Here is a 17,013-nt window from a genome sequence, read left to right as displayed (position 1 = left end):
TGCGAGTGGTGGGGGCGGCGGGCGGGGGCACGGCGTCTCCCCGCCCGCCGCCGGCTCGTGGGTGCCGGCAGGGACCGCCCTACGAGGAGGGCAGTTCCTTGATCTGGATGTTCCGGAAGGACACCTGGTCGTCGGCCCCGTGGTTCTGCAGGCCGATGTAGCCGTCCTTCAGGCTGCGGACCGGGTCGGTGTTGGTGAAGTCGTTGATCTTGACTCCGTTGAGGAAGACCTGGAGCCGCTCACCCTGGACCTTGATCTCGTAGCTGTTCCACTGGCCCGGGGGACGCAGCACCTGGTCGCGCGCCTTGAGGTTGGCCGACTTGAAGCTGTAGACGGAGCCGGTGGTCCGGTCGGGGGCGTCCGAGGCGTCGATCTGGACCTCGTAGCCGTTGTCCACCGCGGACCAGGGGTCGTCGGAGGCCGGGAAGCCCACGAAGACACCGGAGTTGTCGTCGCCGTCCATCTTCCAGTCGAGCTTCAGCGAGTACGCGCCGAACTGCTTGGCCTGGTACCACAGCAGGCCCATGCCGCCCTCGGTGTGCAGTTCACCGTCGACGACGTTGAACTTGCCGGGGCCCGCCTGCTTCCAGCCCTCCAGGGTGTGCCCGTTGAACAGGTCGCGGTAGCCCGTCTGCGGCTTGCAGTCGGCCTTGACCTGACCGACGGCGTAGCGCAGCCCGCCCAGGAGGTGCTGGCGGAAGGCCGGCTCGGCGTAGGACTCCTTGGTGTGGCCGCCACCGGTGTAGAAGGAGCGGCCGGACTCGTAGGTCTGGCACCACGCGATGGGGTGGTCGCCCTTCATCGTGCCGCCCTGGTAGGTGGTCTCGTCCAGGGTGGCGAGGATGCGGGCCTGACCGCGCGGGTTGCTGCGGTAGTTGTACCACTCGTCGGTGCGCTCCCAGCCGGCCTCGTCGAGGTGCGCGGTGGCCGGGTGGTCGTGGTCCTCGGCGCGGACGGTGGCCTTCTGGATCTGCGGGTGCGACTGGAAGTAGGCGCCGACCAGACCGCCGTAGAAGGGCCAGTCGTACTCGGTGTCGGCGGCGGCGTGGACGCCCATGTAGGCGCCTCCGCCCTTGACGTAGTTCTCGAACGCCTGCTGCTGGTCGGCGTTGAGGACGTCACCGGTGGTCGACAGGAAGACCACCGCGTCGTAGCGGGCCAGGTTGTTCGTGGTGAACTGCTTCGGCTCCTCGGTGGCGTCGACGGTGATGTTCGCGGTGGCACCGAGCTCCTTCAGCGCGGCGACGCCGGTGGGGATGGAGTCGTGGCGGAACCCGGCGGTCCGGGAGAAGACCAGGACCCGCTTGGCGGCGCGGTCGGCCGGGACGTCGGAGAGCTCGAAGTCGTCGACGTCGTAGAGCGCTCCGGAGCCGCCCTTGAAGACCAGGAAGAGCTCGGTGGTCTTCTTCGGCACGGCGCGCAGCGGTACGTCGATCTCCTGGAAGGTCTCCCAGCTGCCGGTCACCGGGACGGGGGCGGAGCCCAGGATCGGGCCGGTCGCCGAGCCGGTGCGCACCTCGAGGAAACCGCCGGAGCCACCGGAGGAGACCCGGGCGGTCAGCCGGACGGAACCGGTGAGGTTGTAGGGCTTGAAGGAGATCCAGTCACCGTTGTCGATGTTGCCGACGGTGCGGCCGCCGTGGGCCTCGGCCTTGTCGAAGAGGTCGACGCCGGACGAGGCGGTGAAGTGCTCGGCCTGCCGGTGGCGCGGCTGCAGCTGCGCCTGGTCGTGGCCGGCGAGCGCCTCCTGGCCGCCGCCCCCGCCGTCGGTGTACTCGGCGTCGATGACGCCGAAGATGTTGGCGTTGGGGTCGTGGCCGCCGTCGGCGGAGGTCTTGATGGTGCCGGAGCAGCCGTTGACGGAGGTCACGGGGTGGCCGTGGCTGTCGTGGCCGAGAACGTAGGTGACCTTGACCTTGGAGCAGTCGATGGTCCCGTCCTCGGGGTCGGTGACCGTCGCCTTGAAGGGGATCTCGTCGCCGAAGCTGAACAGGGCCCCTTCGGCGGGCAGATCCAGGGTGACCTTGGGCGCGGTGTTGCCGACGACCACTCGGACGCTCGCGTTCGCGGTGCGCCCGGTCGGGTCCTTCACGGTGAGGGTGGCGGTGTAGGTGCCGTTCGTGCGGTAGGTGTGCGCGGGGTTCGCCGCGGTGGAGGTGCCGCCGTCACCGAAGTCCCAGCTGTAGGCGAGCGTGTCGCCGTCGGGGTCGGTGGTGCCGGCCGAGGAGAAGGTGACCTTCAGCGGCGCGGCGCCCGAGGTCTTGTTCGCGGACGCCTCGGCGCTCGGGGAGCGGCCGTCGGTGGCGTTCTCGATCCGGTAGAGCGCGGAGTGCTCGTCACCGCCGAACCATGCGGTGCCGTAGTCGAGGACGTACAGCGCGCCGTCCGGGCCGAAGGCCATGTCCATGATCTGCGTCCCGGTCCACGGGACGTCGTTGATGGACTGGACGGTGCCGTCCTCGCCCTGCTCGATGCGCTTGATCCAGCGGCGCCCGAACTCACCCGCGAAGAAGTCGCCGTCGTATGCCTCGGGGAACTTCACCGGGGAGTCCAGCTCGGGGTCGTACCGGTAGACCGGGCCGCCCATCGGGGACTCGGAACCGGTACCGAACTCGGGCACGGAGCCGCCGTCGTAGGGGATCCACGCGGCCTGCGCGGGCGGCAGGTCGGTCAGGCCCGTGTTGTACGGCGAGTCGTTCTTCGGCGCCGCGCAGTCGAAGGTCTCCCCGGACTGCCCGGTCGCGAAGTCGTAGTCGACGTACGGGTCGTTGTCGCCGGTGCAGAAGGGCCAGCCGAAGTTGCCGGCCTTCGTCACACGGGCGAACTCGACCTGGCCGCCGGGGCCGCGCGTGGGGTCGGCCGCGCCGGCGTCGGGACCGTAGTCGCCGACGTAGGCGATGCCGGTCTTCTTGTCGACGCTGAAGCGGAACGGGTTGCGGAAGCCCATGGCGTAGATCTCGGGCCGGGTCTTGTCCGTGCCCGGGGCGAAGAGGTTGCCCTCGGGGATCGTGTACGTCCCGTCGTCGGCGACCTTGATCCGCAGCAGCTTGCCGCGCAGGTCGTTGGTGTTGCCGGAGGTGCGGCGCGCGTCGTAGGCGGGGTTGCGGCCCGGGCGGTCGTCGATGGGCGCGTAGCCGTCGGAGGCGAAGGGGTTGGAGTCGTCGCCGGTCGACAGGTACAGGTTGCCCTGGGCGTCGAAGTCGATGTCACCGCCGACGTGGCAGCAGATGCCGCGGGTGGTGGCGACGTCGAGGACCTTCTTCTCGCTGCCGAGGTCGAGGGTCCAGTCAGCCTTGAGCGTGAACCGCGAGAGCCGGTTGACGCCGTCGAACTTGGCGAAGTCGGCGGCGGTCCCCTGATCGGGGGCGTCGCCCGCGGGGGTGTCGAGCGGTGGCGCGTAGTAGAGGAAGATCGCCCGGTTCTCGCTGAAGTCCGGGTCGATACCGACGCCTTGGAGGCCCTCCTCGTCGTGCGTGTAGACGGGGACGGTTCCGATCACGGTGGTGTTGCCGGCGGCGTCGGTCCTGCGCAGCTCGCCGTCGCGCGAGGTGTGCAGCACGCTGCGGTCGGGCAGGACCGCGAGCGACATGGGCTCGCCGGTCTCAGGCTCCCCCTTGGCGAGGGTGACCTGCTGGAACTCCTCCGCCGCCGCGGCCGCGGGCTCCGAGTCGAGGGGCTGGGCCGAGGCGCCCGCGGGGGCGGAGAGGACGAGGGACGTGGCGGCGAGGAGGCCGCCGGTGAGGAGCGCGAGTGACTGCCGGAATCGGGTTCTGGACGTTCCGGGCCGTTTTCTGTGCACGTGTGTCCTCCGGGAAGGTCGTACGGGCGGATGCAGCTGCCGTGCGGAAGATCCGGGGACCGGCGTGCGCCGTCACGCTGGTCGGGGGTGCCGCGTCAGGACCGGCCTCGTGTTTCAGGCCCGTGTCCTGTACACCTCAGGGACGTTAGCCGGGTTCGTCCGGGACCGAAAGCCCTTGTGCGGCAGATAAGTTGAACTTTCTCCAGCATCAGGACAAAGACGTTCCCGGGCAGCCCGACAGGCCCGGCGGCGGTGGCCGCCGGGCTGCGGACTATCGGCTTTGACCTGTGGTGATGCCCTAGTCGCTGCCTCCGAACGCGGCGTCGAAGGAGGCCGCCGGCGGGTCGAAGTCGTACCGCTTCAGGAGGGAAAGCGCTTCCGGCGCACCGGCGAGGCGGTCCATACCGGCGTCCTCCCACTCGACCGAGATCGGGCCGTCGTATCCGATCGAGCGGAGCATCCGGAAGACGTCCTCCCACGGCACGTCGCCGTGCCCGGCCGAGACGAAGTCCCAGCCGCGCCGCGGGTCGCCCCACGGCAGGTGGGAGCCCAGGCGCCCGTTGCGGCCGTCCAGGCGCTTGCGGGCCTCCTTGCAGTCGACGTGGTAGACGCGGTCCTTGAAGTCCCACAGGAACCCGACGGGGTCGAGGTCCTGCCACACGAAGTGGCTCGGGTCGAAGTTCAGCCCGAAGGCCGGCCGGTGGCCGACGGCCTCCAGCGCGCGGTGCGTGGTCCAGTAGTCGTAGGCGATCTCGGCCGGGTGGACCTCGTGGGCGAAACGGACCCCTTCGGCGTCGAAGACGTCCAGAATCGGGTTCCACCGCTCGGCGAAGTCCTCGAAGCCGCGCTCGATCATCCGCTCCGGGACCGGCGGGAACATGGCGACCAGGTGCCAGATCGACGAGCCGGTGAAGCCGATGACGGTGCGCACCCCGAACGCCGCCGCGGCGCGCGCGGTGTCGGCCAGCTCGCGCGCGGCTCGCTGCCGGACACCCTCCGGCTCACCGTCGCCCCAGATCCGGGCGGGCAGGATCCCCTTGTGGCGCTCGTCGATCGGGTTGTCGCAGACGGCCTGGCCGACCAGATGGTTGGAGACCGCCCAGCACTTCAGGCCGTACTTGTCGAGCAGTGCCCGCCGCCCGTCCAGGTACGAGGGGTCGGCGAGGGCCTTGTCGACCTCGAAGTGATCTCCCCAGCAGGCGAGTTCGAGCCCGTCGTAACCGAAGTCGCGGGCAAGGCGGCAGACCTCCTCCAGGGGCAGGTCGGCCCACTGGCCGGTGAAGAGGGTGAAGGGTCGTGGCACGGCGAGGTCCTCCTCGATGCGGGCGTGGTCAGGTGGTGACGGGGGTGTAGACGGCGTTCTTCTCGGCGCTCTCCTCCACCGCCGCCAGGACGCGCTGCACCTGTAGGCCGTCGGCGAACGACGGCGCCGGGGCGACCCCCTCGGCGATGCCGGCGACGAGATCGCGCGCCTGGTGGGTGAAGGTGTGCTCGTAACCGAGCGCGTGGCCCGGCGGCCACCACGCCTCCAGGTACGGATGGCCCGGCTCGGTCACCAGGATCCGCCGGAAACCGGCCGACTCGGCGGGCTCGGTGTGGTCGTGGAACGACAGCTCGTTCAGCCGCTCCAGGTCGAAGGCGAGCGAGCCGCGCTCGCCGTTGATCTCCAGCCGCAGGGCGTTCTTGCGCCCCGACGCCATGCGGGTGGCCTCGAACGAGGCGAGCGCCCCCGAGGCGAGCCGCCCGGTGAACAGCGCAGCGTCGTCGACCGTGACCGGCCCGCGCCGCCCGCTCCCGGAGCCCGACAGCCCCGACGACGCGCCGGCCAGCTCGGGCCGCTCCCGTACGAAGGTCTCGGTGAGCGCCGAGACACCCACCAGGAGCTCCCCCACCAGGTACTGCGCGAGGTCGACGGCGTGCGCGCCGAGGTCGCCCAGTGCCCCCGAGCCCGCGTACTCGCGCTTCAGCCGCCAGGTCAGTGGGAACTCCGGGTCGACGAGCCAGTCCTGGAGGTAGGTCACCCGCACGTGGCGGATCGTGCCGACCCTCCCGTCCGCGATGAGCCGCCGGGCGTAGGCGACCGCGGGCACCCGCCGGTAGTTGAAGCCGACCATGGCCACCTGGCCGCGGGCGGCCGCCCGTTCGGCCGCCGCGGCCATGGTCTCGGCCTCGGCGACCGAATTGGCCAGCGGCTTCTCGCACAGGACGTGCTTGCCCGCCTCGAGCGCCGCGACGGCGATCTCGGCGTGGCTGTCACCGGGGGTGCACACGTCCACCAGCTGGACATCGTCCCGGTCCACCAGGGCCCGCCAGTCCGTCTCCGCGGCGGCCCAGCCGTGCCGGGCGGCCGCGGCTCGGACGGCACTCTCGTCCCGGCCGCCGATCGCGGCCAGGACGGGCCTCATCGGCAGGTCGAACACGCGGCCGACGGTGCGCCACGCGTGGGAGTGGGTGGCGCCCATGAAGGCGTAGCCGACCATGCCGATACCGAGCGCCGGCGAAGCGGCCCCCGCGTCACTGTCTTGGTTGCCGGCCATATCAGCCATGCCGTTGCTCCTCGTCGGTTGCTCGGTTCGGACGGGCGGGGCGTATCTGTCAGATGAAGCCCGTCGGCAGGTACTCGTCGACGTTCTCCTTGGTGACGACAGCCGAGTAAAGGGTGATCGACGCGGGGATCTCCAGCTCCGACAACCCGCCGACGCCCTTCTTCTGGCCGAGCGCACGGGCCAGGTCGATGGCGGAGGCGGCCATGGTGGGCGGGTAGAGGACGGTCGCCTTCAGCACGCCGTTGTCGGCCTTGATGGCGTCCATCGCCGACTTGGAACCGGCGCCGCCGACCATGAAGAACTCGTCGCGGCCCGCCTGCGCGATGGCGCGCAGGGCGCCGACGCCCTGGTCGTCGTCGTGGTTCCACAGCGCGTCGAACTGCTTCTGCGCCTGCAGCAGCTGGGCCATCTTGGCCTGGCCGGTCTCGACGGTGAACTCGGCGGCCTGCCGGGCCACCTTCTTGATGTTGGGGTAGTTCTTCAGGGCGTCGTCGAAGCCCTGGGTGCGCTGCCGGGTCAGCTCCAGGTTGTCGATGCCGGCGAGCTCGACGACCTTGGCGTCCGGCTTGTCCTTGAGCTGCTCGCCGATGTAGCGGCCGGCGTTGAGCCCCATGCCGTAGTTGTCGCCGCCGATCCAGCAGCGGTACGCCTGCGGGGAGGCGAAGATCCGGTCCAGGTTGATCACCGGGATGCCGGCCTTCATGGCCTGCAGGCCGACCTGGGTGAGGGCCTTGCCGTCGGCCGGCAGGATGACCAGGACGTCGACCTTCTTGTTGATCAACGTCTGGATCTGTCCGATCTGGGCGGCGGTGTCGTTGGAGCCCTCGGTGATCTCCAGCGTCACCTCGGAGTACTTCGCGGCACGGTCCTTGGCGTTCTGGTTGATGGCGTTGAGCCAGCCGTGGTCCGCCTGCGGGCCGGCGAAGCCGATCGTGACCGGCGTGCCGGGCTTGTCGTCGGCGGCCGCCGCCGTGGTGGCGGCCGCACCGGCCTTCTTCGGCTCGTTGCTGGTGCAGGCGGTGAGGGCCGCTCCGGCGGAGACGGCGGCGGCGCCGAAGAGGAGTCCTCTGCGGCTGGTGACCGGGATTCGTGGCATGACGGTGAAACCCTCCGGGATAGGGCGGTGCGGGGCGCGTGCCGGTTGTCGGGTGGAGCGGGGGCGACGGGCTGGGTCAGCCGTCGCCGTTGCGCACGGTGCTGCGCTGGACCAGGACGGCGGCCACGATGATCGCTCCCTTGGCGATCTCCTGGACGGCGCTCTCCAGGTTGTTGAGGGCGAAGATGTTCTGGATGGTGGTGAACACCAGCACGCCCAGGACTGAGCCGACGATCGTGCCGCGGCCGCCGTTGAGCAGCGTGCCGCCGATGATCGCCGCGGCGATGGCGTCGAGTTCGTAGAGGTTGCCGTTGGTGTTCTGGCCCGAGCCGGACAGGATGATCAGCAGGAAGGCCGCGATGCCGCAGCACAGCCCGGACAGCAGGTAGAGGTAGAGCCGCTGCCGGCGGACGTCGATGCCGGCCAGGCGGGCGGCCTCCGCGTTGCCGCCGACGGCCACGGTCCTGCGCCCGAAGGTCGTCCTGTTCAGCACCAGCCAGCCGATGACGGTGACCGCGGCGAAGACCAGCACCAGCGGCGGGATTCCGAGGACGTAGGCGTCGGGGATGCCGAGGTCGAGCACCGAGGTCACGGTGACGATCTGCGTCTTGCCGTCGGTGATCTGCAGGGCGAGCCCGCGTGCCGAGGCGAGCATCGCGAGGGTCGCGATGAACGGCACCATGCCGCCGTAGGCGATGAGCACCCCGTTGACCAGCCCGCAGCCGACACCGACGGCGATCGCCGTGAACAGGATGCCGACGAAGCCGTACTCCTGGGTGGCGAGGGTCGTCGCCCATACGGAGGACAACGCGACGATCGCACCGACGGACAGGTCGATGCCGCCGCTGGTGATCACGAAGGTCATGCCGACGGTGACGACACCGATGACGGAGGCCTGGGTGAGCACCAGTTGGAGGTTGGAGACGTCCAGGAAGGCGTCGGGCTGCGTGATGCCCCCGACGAGGACGAGGGCGGCGAGGACGCCGAGCAGGGACAGGTTGCGGATGTCGGCGTGGAACCCCAGCGCCGGACGCCGGCCGCCGCCCTTCGTGACGGGGGGCGCGTCCGCGGGCGGCGTCGGTGCCTGCGGGGCCTCGGAAGCGGGCTGCGTCATCGGCTCGGGCTCCCTTCCATGACAAGGTCGAGTACGCGGTGTTCGTCCAGCTCCGTCGCGGGCGCCGCGTGCACGACGCGTCCCTCGCGGAGCACCAGCACCCGGTCCGCGAGTCCCAGGACCTCGGGGACCTCGCTGGAGACGAGCAGTACGGCGAGCCCGTCGTCGGCGAGCCGGCGGATCACCGCGTACAGCTCGGCGCGGGCGCCCACGTCGACGCCGCGGGTCGGCTCGTCGAGCAGCAGGACGCGGCAGCCGCGCAGCAGCCAGCGGGCCAGGACGGCCTTCTGCTGGTTGCCCCCGGACAGCGTGCGCACCGGGGCGTCGGGGTTGTCCGGCCGCAGTGACAGCGACCGGGTGGACTCCCGGGCGGCCCGCCGTTCCTCCCTGCGGTCGAGCCAGCCGGCCCGGGAGAAGCGGGAGAGGGTGGACACCGACACGTTGCGCGTGACGGACTCCAGCATCAGCAGTGCCTGCGCCTTGCGCTCCTCCGGTGCCAGCCCCAGTCCTGCGCGGACGGCCGAGCGGACGCTGCCGGGCTTGAGGGGGCGGCCGTCCATGGTGACCCGGCCGGCGGTGGGCTTCCTGGCGCCGTAGAGCGTCTCGAGGATCTCCGACCGTCCAGAGCCCACGAGCCCCGCGAGCCCGACGATCTCGCCCGGGCGCACCTCCAGGTCGACCGCGGCGAACTCGCCTTCCCTGGCGATCCCTTCGACCCGCAGGACGGGGTCGCCGGAGCGCGGTCCCGCGGGGCGCGGCGGGAAGACGTACTCGACGTCACGGCCCGTCATGAGCGCCACGATCTCCCGCGTGGGCATGGACTTGGCGGGGAGCCCGCCGGCGACCGCGCGGCCGTCCTTCAGGACGGTGACCCGGTCGCCGACGCGGCGGATCTCCTCCAGCCGGTGGGAGATGTAGACGACCGCGACGCCGTCGGCGGTCAGTTGCCCGACGATGCGCAGGAGGTTGTCGGTCTCCTCGGGATCCAGCGCGGCGGACGGCTCGTCCATGACGATGAGGCGCACGTCGTGGGAGAGCGCCCGGGCCATCGAGACGATCTGCTGCTGGGCGGCCGAGAGGTCCCCGACGCGGCGGGCGGGGTCGATCTCGGGATGGCCGAGCCGGCGCAGCAGGACGGCGGCCCCGCGGCGGGCGTCGCGTCCCCGCACGACGAAGCCCGCGGTGGTCGGTTCGTGGCCGAGGAACACGTTCTCGGCCACGGACAGCCCCTGGACCAGATCGAGTTCCTGGTAGATGGTGGCGATGCCGAGCCGCATGGCGGCGATCGGCGACTTCAGCGACACCGGCTCCCCGCGCCAGGTGATCTCCCCGCCGTCGGGCTGGTGCGCCCCGGCGAGCACCTTGATGAGGGTGGACTTCCCCGCGCCGTTCTGGCCGAGGAGGCAGTGCACCTCGCCGGCCTGGACGTCCAGGTCGACGCCGTCCAGGGCACGGACGCCGGGGAAGGACTTGGTGATGCCGGACATGGTGAGCAGCGGGGCTGCTGTCGGGGGCGGCGGTGCCGGTGGTTCAGGTGCCATGACGATCCCCTCGGCGGGTGCGGGTGACACGTGCGCGTGCGGAGCGTGCGGGTGGAGCCGGTGGTGCCGTGGTACCGGTGGAGCGCTTGGCCGGTGGGGGTCAGGCCGGGGAGAACACGTGGTCGCTGATGAGCCGGGCCGCGCCGATCACGCCGGCGGTGGGGCCCAGTTCACCCAGGACGATGGGCAGGTTGCCGGTCGCCAGTGGCAGCGACTGGCGGTAGACCTGGCTGCGGATGCTGGCGAGCAGCGTGTGGCCGAGGCCGGTGACGCCGCCGCCGATCACGACCAGTGCGGGGTTGAAGAAGCTCACCAGGCCGGCGATGACCTGGCCGACGCGGTTGCCCCCCTCGCGGATGAGTTCCAGTGCCGCCGCGTCACCGACCGCGGCCGCCGCGGCGACGTCGACGGCGGACAGCTGCCCTGCCGCCCCGAGCCGGGCCGCGAGGGCGGAGGACCGCCCCGACCTGGCCGCCTCCAGGGCGTCCTGGGCGAGCGCGGCGCCGCTGAAGTGGGCTTCCAGGCAGCCCTTGTTGCCACAGGCGCAGGCGCGTCCGTCGGCCTCGACCCGGATGTGGCCGATGTCGCCCGCGCTGCCCGTCACACCGCGGTGCACCTCACCGCCGACGACGATGCCGCAGCCGATGCCGGTGCCGATCTTGACGCACAGGAAGTCGCCGACGGATCGGGCGACCCCGGCGTGCTGCTCCCCCATGGCCATCAGGTTCACGTCGTTGTCGACCATGACGGGGCAGCCCAGTTCCTGGCTGAGCGCCTCGCGGACCGGGAAGCCGTCCCAGCCCGGCATGATCGGCGGTGCAACGGGGACGCCCTCGGGGAAGCGCACCGGCCCCGGCACCCCGATGCCCGCACCGTCGAAGCCCTCGGCGAGGCCGGCGGCCCTGAGTTTGGCGGCCATTTCGAGGATCCGCTCGAATACGGCGACCGGTCCCTCACGGACGTCCATCGGGTGGTTGAGGTGGCCGAGCACCTCCAGTTCAGCGTTGGTGACGGCGACGTCGACCGAGGTGGCGCCGATGTCGACGCCGAGGAAGCGCAGACCCGGGGCGAGCCTGATGTTGTGCGAGCGCCGTCCGCCGCGTGAGGCGGCCAGGCCGTCCGCGACGACCAGACCCGTCTCCAGCAGCCGGTCGACCTCGACGGCCAGCTTGGAACGGGACAGGTCGATCTGGTCCCCCATCTGGGCACGGGAGTTGGGTCCGCCGTCACGGAGCAGCCGCAGCAGCCGCGCCTGATGCCCGTTGGCGGGTCGAGCTGTCATGCGTCTCACGTGCCCCTCACCTCCCCCGGCCGTCGGCATGGGGATACCGGACCGGCGTGAACCGGTCCCGCTCCGTCAGGCTTTCGATGGGAAAGTAGCAGCGCCCGCCTGGTGGGGGAAGAAGTTGCGCAGGAATCACCGAGGTCTTTTTCCGGTTCCAGGACAAAGTCTGGAGGGAGGTCAACTCTCCCGCCGGACGGGGGATGCAGGCACGCCCGATCCGGAACGGAGGGGGACCTCGGAGTGAAGGGCGGTGGAACGGGGCCGCACCGGAGGGCGGTTCCCGCCGCGGCTCACACCGGCGAGAAGACGTGGTCGCTGATCAGGCGGGTGGCCCCGACCACGCCCGCGGTCGGGCCGAGTTCACTGAGGACGATCGGCAGGTTGCCGGTCGCCAGCGGCAGCGACTGCCCGTACACCTGGCTGCGGATACTGGCCAGGAGGGTGTGCCCCAGACCGGTGAGCCCACCGCCGATCACGACGAGTCCGGGGTTGAAGAAGCTCACCAGGCCGGCGATGACCTGGCCCGTGCGGTTGCCGCCCTGCCGGATGAGGTCGAGGGCCGCGCCGTCCCCGCCCGCCGCGGCGCCCGCCACGTCGGCGGCGGTGAGCGTCCCCGCCGAGGCCAGCCGGGCGGCGAGCGCCGCCGAATCCCCGGCGGCGGCCGTGGCGGCGGCGTCCCGGGCCAGGGCGCTCCCGCCGAAGTAGGCCTCGAGACAGCCGTGGTTGCCGCAGGCGCAGGAGATTCCGCCCGGGACCACCTGGATGTGCCCGATGTCGCCGGCGCTGCCGTTGACCCCGCGGTAGACCTGCCCACCCACGACGATGCCGCATCCGATGCCGGTCCCGATCTTGACGAAGAGGAAGTCCCGCACCGAACGGGCGACCCCGGCATGCTGCTCCCCCAGCGCCATGAGGTTCACGTCGTTGTCGACCAGGACGGGACAGCCGAGTTCCTGGCTCATGGCCTCCCGGACCGGGAACCCGTCCCAGCCGGGCATGATCGGCGGGGCGACCGGCACGCCGTCGGGGAACCGCACCGGCCCGGGCACCCCGATCCCCGCGCCGTCGAAGCTCTCCGCGGTGCCGGCGGCGCGCAGTTCGGCCGCCATCACCAGCACCTGCTCGAACACGGCGACCGGACCCTCGCGCACGTCGAACGGCACGGTACGGTGGCCGAGCACCTCCAGCTCGGCGTTGGTGACCGCCACGTCGACCGAGGTGGCGCCGATGTCCACCCCGAGAAAGCGCAGCGAGGGGGCGAGGCGCACGTTGTGCGAGGGCCGTCCGCCGCGGGAGGCGGCGAGTCCGTCGGGGACCACGAGACCAGTCTCCAGGAGGCGGTCGACCTCGACCGCCAGTTTCGACCGGGAGAGCTCCACCTGGTCGCCGAGCACGGCCCGCGACTGCGGGCCCGCATCGCGCAGCAGGCGCAGCACCCTCGCCTGGTGCCCGTTCGCCGGCCGGGCAGTCATCCGTCTCACGTCGCGCCTCTTCCTCGCCGGTCACCCTCGGGTGCCTCTCGTCACCCTCCGGGCGGGGCCACGACTGGACGGGACCGTACCACCGGGGTCGGCGGCCGGGAAGAAACCGCCGAAAGACACCCGGAGGCCGCTTCTCCGGGCGACCGGCGGGGCGCCGTTTGCGGGCGCCCGCGGCGTCCGGCAGGGTGCGGAACGACAGCACGCGGCGCGGGCTCTGCGCGCCGGGGGACAGGGGTTCGTGATGACGTGGTCCCGCTTGACGGTGGTCCGCGACGGCGTGCGGCTGGAGTGCCGGGACCGGCCGGGTCCGGGGCCGTCGGTGGTCCTGCTGCACGGCCTGGCCGGCCACGCGGGCGAGTGGGACGACACCGCGCGGTGGCTGAAAGCCCGTCATCACGTGGTAGCCGTGGACCAGCGGGGGCACGGCGCCTCCGAGCGGCGCCCTGGGGACGTCTCCCGCGCGGCCTACGTGGACGACGCCGCGGCCGTCATCACGGAGCTGGGCACCGGGCCGGTGATCCTGGTGGGCCAGTCGCTCGGCGGCCACACCGCGATGCTGACGGCCGCGGCCCGCCCGGATCTGGTCCGCGCCCTGGTGCTGGTCGAGGCGGGACCCGGCGGCCCGAACCCGGGAGTTCCCGCGGACATCGGGGCGTGGCTGGACTCCTGGCCGGTGCCCTTCCCCTCGGTGGAGTCCGCCGCCGCGTTCCTCGGCGGCGGGCCGGTCGGCAGGGGCTGGGCGGAGGGCCTGGAGCGGCGCGACGACGGCTGGTGGCCGCGCTTCGACCGTGACGTCATGGTGGCCTCCCTGCGGGAGAACGCGGAGCGCGCCTTCTGGGAGGAGTGGGACGCGCTGCGGTGCCCGACGCTGGTCGTGCTCGCCGAGAAGGGGATCATCGGCGCCGACGAGGCACGGGAGATGTGCCGCCGGCAGCCGCGGGCGGTGGCCGTCGGCGTTCCCGGGACGGGCCACGACCTCCACTTGGAGCGTCCGGACGCGCTGCGCCAGGCGATGACCGCCTTCCTCGACGGGCTCGGGTGACGCCGCCCGCATGACGGGAGCGGGCGCCCGGGTGGGCCGGCCGTCCGCGCGAAAAGAAGGGATGCGGGTCCCGCCTTGGTGGACACCCCGGCGAGCGGGCCCTCGACTCCCCTATGCTCGCCTACGATCCGACAACCTTCCCAACAGTTAATCGTTGAATCATCTCAGGAGATCGCCATGCCCGAGGCACCCGGATCCGGGAGCGCGGCCCCACAGGAGGTCGCCGGGGCGATGTACGACGCCATGCTGCGGTCCGACCGCACCACGTTGGCGGCCATCGCCTCCCCGGGCCTGCGGATCCGGGTGACGGAGGCGCTGCCCTGTGGCGGCACGGACCCCGGACTCGCCGGTTTCGCGGCGTTCTTCAAGAAGGCGTTCCACCTGATCGAGAGCCGCATCGAGACCGCTCGGCTCTTCGAGGCGGGCGGCCAGGTCGTCCCCGTGGGACGGACGCAGGGCACGGGAGGCGGGGCCGCCCGGCCCTTCGACTCCGCGATCGTCCACGTCTTCACGGTCGAGGCGGGCAGGATCGTCGGATTCGACGCGTACGGCGATGACCCCCTGGGCCCGGAGGGCCCGGTCGGCCGCTGACCGCCGGGCCTGTGCCTGGTGGCTGATACTCAGGCCGAGGCCTGCTGCGGGCCCCGCTCGTAGGCCTGACGCGCCGTCCGCAGCAGGGCGCGCCAGGAGGTGATGGTGGGGCGGCGGCGTAGCAGGGCGCGTCGCTCACGCTCCGTCATACCGCCCCAGATCCCGAACTCGATGCGGTTGTCGAGGGCGTCGGCCAGGCACTCGGTGCGCACGGGGCAGCCGCCGCACACGGCCTTGACGCGCTTCTGGGCGGCCCCCTGGACGAACAGCACGTCCGGGTCCTCCATCCGGCACACGGCCTGCGCTCCCCAGTTCTCCACCCAGACGTCGCCCTCGCCGGCAGCGCCCGTCGGCCCCGGCTCCCCCACCACGTCAAGCTTCATCCGCGTATCTCCCGCTCCGCCGCCCCGTCGCGCAGTCGCGCGGGGCTTCTCCTCTCGTGCCCGCGCCCTCTGTACGGACCGCGCACGCAAACCGTTCAGCGGTCAGGCGGACGAGTCGGCGCAGGCGACCGCGATGCCGGCGAACTCCTCGATCAGCGGGTCGTGCCGGCTGCCGTCCCACGCCAGGAACACCCGGTTGGGGCCGATGTCCTCGATCTCGACGTGGGCGATGTCGGCGCGGGTGTAGTAGGTCGCGGTGGAGAGCGGCAGCACGACGACGCCGCGGCCCGCCGCCACGCTCTCGAGCTTCTCCTCGACGGAACGGAATCCCGGGACGTCCGGCCGGCGCTGAGGGTCGGCGATCTCCCGGGCGATGTCGCGCCACTCGGGCACGGCGGCGGGGTCCTGGAGGAGGTGCTCGTCGGCGAGGTCCGCGATGCCGAGGGCGGGCTTGCCCGCGTAGGGGTGGTCCGCCGGCAGGACGGCGACGCGGGGTTCGGCGAGGAGGCTGCGGGTGGCCAGGCCGCGGGTGTCGATGGGCATCCTGACGTAGCCGACGTCGACGCGTCCGTCGCGGATCACCTCCGTCTGGTCGTCCCAGCTCGTCCTGACGACCTCGACCGACAGGTCCGGGTGCCGGCGGGAGATCTCCCGCACGGCACCCGTGACGATCAGTCCGGGCATGAAACCCACGGTGAAGGAGGCGAGGCCCCGGGCCGCGCGGGTGGCCCTGCGCCGGGTGGCGTCGGCGGCCGCCAGGAGCGGCCCCGCGTCGGCGAGGAGTTGCGTGCCGGCCGGGGTCAGTTCGGTGTTGCGGCGGTCGCGGGAGAACAGCTGCACCTTGAGCTCGTTCTCCAGCGCCCTGATCTGCCGCGACAGCACGGGCTGCGCGATGTGCAGGCGTTCGGCCGCCCTCCCGAAGTGCAGTTCCTCGGCCACCGCGACGAAGTACCGCAGCTTGCGCAGATCCAGATCCACGGACCCCTCCTCGCCTCCTCACGGGGGCGGACATATCCGAGCGTATCCGCCCGGCTCACGCTTCTCAGCGGGAAGGCTCAGGGGCGGGCGAGGTCGGCCGCCAGGTCGAGCCGGGAGGGCTGCCAGCCCAGCTCACGACGGGCCCGGGCGCCGGTGAGCCGCTGGTCGAGGGCGAAGGCCTCCGCGATGGGGCCCATCCGCTCCTCGGCCTCCGCCTCGGTCAGGTGCCGGACCGATCCGGGGCGGCCGATCGCCCGGCTCACCGCGTGGGCGACCTCCGCCTGGGTCGGGTGGAGGTCGCCGACCCCGGCGTAGACCGAGCCGGGCGCGGCGTTCAGGGCCAGCGCGTACAGTTCGGCGACGTCGTCGACGTGAACGGTCGACCAGTGGTTGGCGCCGTCGCCGACGCAGGGCACGGAGCCGGTCTCCCGCCCCGGCGCCGCGTAGAACATGTCGACCAGGCCGCCGCAGCGGCCGTGGACCAGGCCGGGCATGACCACCACCGGCCGTTCGCCGGTCGCGGCGCGGGCGAGGACGCGCTTCTCGTTCTCCAGCCGCCAGGCGGTGATGCGCGGCGGGAACAGCGGGGCGTCCTCGTCCGCCACGCCGTCGGTGTCGCCGTAGACCCACACCCCGCCGGTGTGCACGTACGGGCGCGGCCCGGCGCCGTCCTGCAGCGCCTCGGCGGCGGCGCGGTCGACCTCGGCGGTGTCGGGACCGTAGTGCTGGCCCATGTGGATGACCCCGTCGGCGGCGCGCGCGGCGGCCCGCAGCACGTGCGTCTCGGTCAGGTCCCCCGCCACGGGGACGGCCCCGAGGTCGTGGACGACCCGGGCCGAGTCCTCGCTGCGGGCCAGGGCGACGACCTGGATTCCCCGGCGCACCAGGGCCTCGATGGTGGCCCGCCCGATGTAGCCGGAGCCTCCGGTGAGGAAGACCTTCATGGCGCTCGCCTTTCTCGTGATGTCCTGCGACACCTCCGAGTCTTCGGGCGGGGCGTGCGGCGCGTCCAAGACCTGTTCCCCTCCCTGTGATACCCGCCGGGTATCAGCGCAGGACCGCGTCGATGAGCTCCTGCGGGGACCGTGCGCTGAGCGGGCCGGGGCAGGGGTCCCCCGCCATGGCGGCGGGGGAACCGGGGCTTTCACGCAGCCGCG

Annotated in this window: 13 protein-coding genes; 2 read left to right on the top strand and 11 right to left on the bottom strand. The window is 72.1% G+C overall.

Annotated features, from left to right (window positions below; translation table 11 throughout):
* Positions 1–79: 79 nt before the first annotated feature.
* The 8 genes from AC3EUJ_RS17685 to AC3EUJ_RS17650 all read right to left on the bottom strand — a co-directional run bounded on the left by AC3EUJ_RS17685 (position 80) and on the right by AC3EUJ_RS17650 (position 12,853).
* Positions 80–3,799 (bottom strand): ThuA domain-containing protein, encoded by a 3,720-nt coding sequence (locus tag AC3EUJ_RS17685; RefSeq protein ID WP_431962323.1) that lies wholly within the window; start codon positions 3,797–3,799, stop codon positions 80–82.
* Between the two features lie 298 nt (positions 3,800–4,097).
* Positions 4,098–5,102 (bottom strand): sugar phosphate isomerase/epimerase family protein, encoded by a 1,005-nt coding sequence (locus AC3EUJ_RS17680; RefSeq protein ID WP_431962321.1) that lies wholly within the window; start codon positions 5,100–5,102, stop codon positions 4,098–4,100.
* Between the two features lie 28 nt (positions 5,103–5,130).
* A complete protein-coding gene (locus AC3EUJ_RS17675) occupies positions 5,131–6,345 on the bottom strand; it encodes a Gfo/Idh/MocA family protein (RefSeq protein ID WP_431962319.1) in 1,215 nt (404 codons plus the stop codon).
* 49 nt (positions 6,346–6,394) lie between these two features.
* On the bottom strand, positions 6,395–7,432 hold the full coding sequence (locus AC3EUJ_RS17670) for a substrate-binding domain-containing protein (RefSeq protein WP_431962355.1): 1,038 nt from the start codon (positions 7,430–7,432) through the stop codon (positions 6,395–6,397).
* Positions 7,433–7,517: 85 nt separating this feature from the next.
* Complete coding sequence (locus AC3EUJ_RS17665; RefSeq protein WP_431962317.1) at positions 7,518–8,555, bottom strand: ABC transporter permease; 1,038 nt, start codon at positions 8,553–8,555, stop codon at positions 7,518–7,520.
* Positions 8,552–10,096 (bottom strand): sugar ABC transporter ATP-binding protein, encoded by a 1,545-nt coding sequence (locus AC3EUJ_RS17660; protein WP_431962315.1) that lies wholly within the window; start codon positions 10,094–10,096, stop codon positions 8,552–8,554. The genes AC3EUJ_RS17665 and AC3EUJ_RS17660 overlap by 4 nt, the downstream gene beginning before the upstream one ends.
* Before the next feature lie 100 nt (positions 10,097–10,196).
* Positions 10,197–11,378 carry an ROK family protein gene (locus AC3EUJ_RS17655; protein WP_431962313.1) on the bottom strand — a complete coding sequence of 394 codons (1,182 nt, stop codon included), beginning with the start codon at positions 11,376–11,378 and terminating at the stop codon, positions 10,197–10,199.
* A 293-nt stretch (positions 11,379–11,671) separates the two neighbouring features.
* A complete protein-coding gene (locus AC3EUJ_RS17650; protein WP_431962353.1) occupies positions 11,672–12,853 on the bottom strand; it encodes an ROK family protein in 1,182 nt (393 codons plus the stop codon).
* 250 nt (positions 12,854–13,103) lie between these two features.
* Between AC3EUJ_RS17650 and AC3EUJ_RS17645 the strand changes: the two genes are divergently transcribed.
* Both AC3EUJ_RS17645 and AC3EUJ_RS17640 read left to right on the top strand, forming a co-directional pair.
* Positions 13,104–13,904 carry an alpha/beta fold hydrolase gene (locus AC3EUJ_RS17645; protein ID WP_431962311.1) on the top strand — a complete coding sequence of 267 codons (801 nt, stop codon included), beginning with the start codon at positions 13,104–13,106 and terminating at the stop codon, positions 13,902–13,904.
* Positions 13,905–14,081: 177 nt separating this feature from the next.
* Positions 14,082–14,495: a nuclear transport factor 2 family protein gene (locus AC3EUJ_RS17640; protein WP_431962309.1), complete on the top strand. Its 414-nt coding sequence runs from the start codon at positions 14,082–14,084 to the stop codon at positions 14,493–14,495.
* 29 nt (positions 14,496–14,524) lie between these two features.
* Here the strand turns inward: AC3EUJ_RS17640 and AC3EUJ_RS17635 are convergent, their stop codons facing one another.
* From AC3EUJ_RS17635 to AC3EUJ_RS17625, 3 genes are all read right to left on the bottom strand, one after another.
* Positions 14,525–14,878: a WhiB family transcriptional regulator gene (locus AC3EUJ_RS17635; protein WP_431962307.1), complete on the bottom strand. Its 354-nt coding sequence runs from the start codon at positions 14,876–14,878 to the stop codon at positions 14,525–14,527.
* A gap of 102 nt (positions 14,879–14,980) precedes the next feature.
* Positions 14,981–15,856 (bottom strand): LysR family transcriptional regulator, encoded by an 876-nt coding sequence (locus tag AC3EUJ_RS17630; protein WP_431962305.1) that lies wholly within the window; start codon positions 15,854–15,856, stop codon positions 14,981–14,983.
* Positions 15,857–15,933: 77 nt separating this feature from the next.
* A complete protein-coding gene (locus tag AC3EUJ_RS17625; RefSeq protein WP_431962303.1) occupies positions 15,934–16,869 on the bottom strand; it encodes an NAD-dependent epimerase/dehydratase family protein in 936 nt (311 codons plus the stop codon).
* Between the last annotated feature and the right edge of the window lie 144 nt (positions 16,870–17,013).

The sequence above is a fragment of the Actinacidiphila sp. bgisy160 genome (assembly GCF_057707815.1).
This window is presented reverse-complemented; position numbering and strand designations above follow the sequence as displayed.

Coding starts and splice junctions, on each gene's coding strand:
- AC3EUJ_RS17645 (WP_431962311.1), top strand. CDS start 13,104: ATGACGTGGTCCCGCTTGACGGTGGTCCGCGACGGCGTGCGGCTGGAG.
- AC3EUJ_RS17675 (WP_431962319.1), bottom strand. CDS start 6,345: ATGGCTGATATGGCCGGCAACCAAGACAGTGACGCGGGGGCCGCTTCG.
- AC3EUJ_RS17665 (WP_431962317.1), bottom strand. CDS start 8,555: ATGACGCAGCCCGCTTCCGAGGCCCCGCAGGCACCGACGCCGCCCGCG.
- AC3EUJ_RS17640 (WP_431962309.1), top strand. CDS start 14,082: ATGCCCGAGGCACCCGGATCCGGGAGCGCGGCCCCACAGGAGGTCGCC.
- AC3EUJ_RS17655 (WP_431962313.1), bottom strand. CDS start 11,378: ATGACAGCTCGACCCGCCAACGGGCATCAGGCGCGGCTGCTGCGGCTG.
- AC3EUJ_RS17635 (WP_431962307.1), bottom strand. CDS start 14,878: ATGAAGCTTGACGTGGTGGGGGAGCCGGGGCCGACGGGCGCTGCCGGC.
- AC3EUJ_RS17650 (WP_431962353.1), bottom strand. CDS start 12,853: ATGACTGCCCGGCCGGCGAACGGGCACCAGGCGAGGGTGCTGCGCCTG.
- AC3EUJ_RS17660 (WP_431962315.1), bottom strand. CDS start 10,096: ATGGCACCTGAACCACCGGCACCGCCGCCCCCGACAGCAGCCCCGCTG.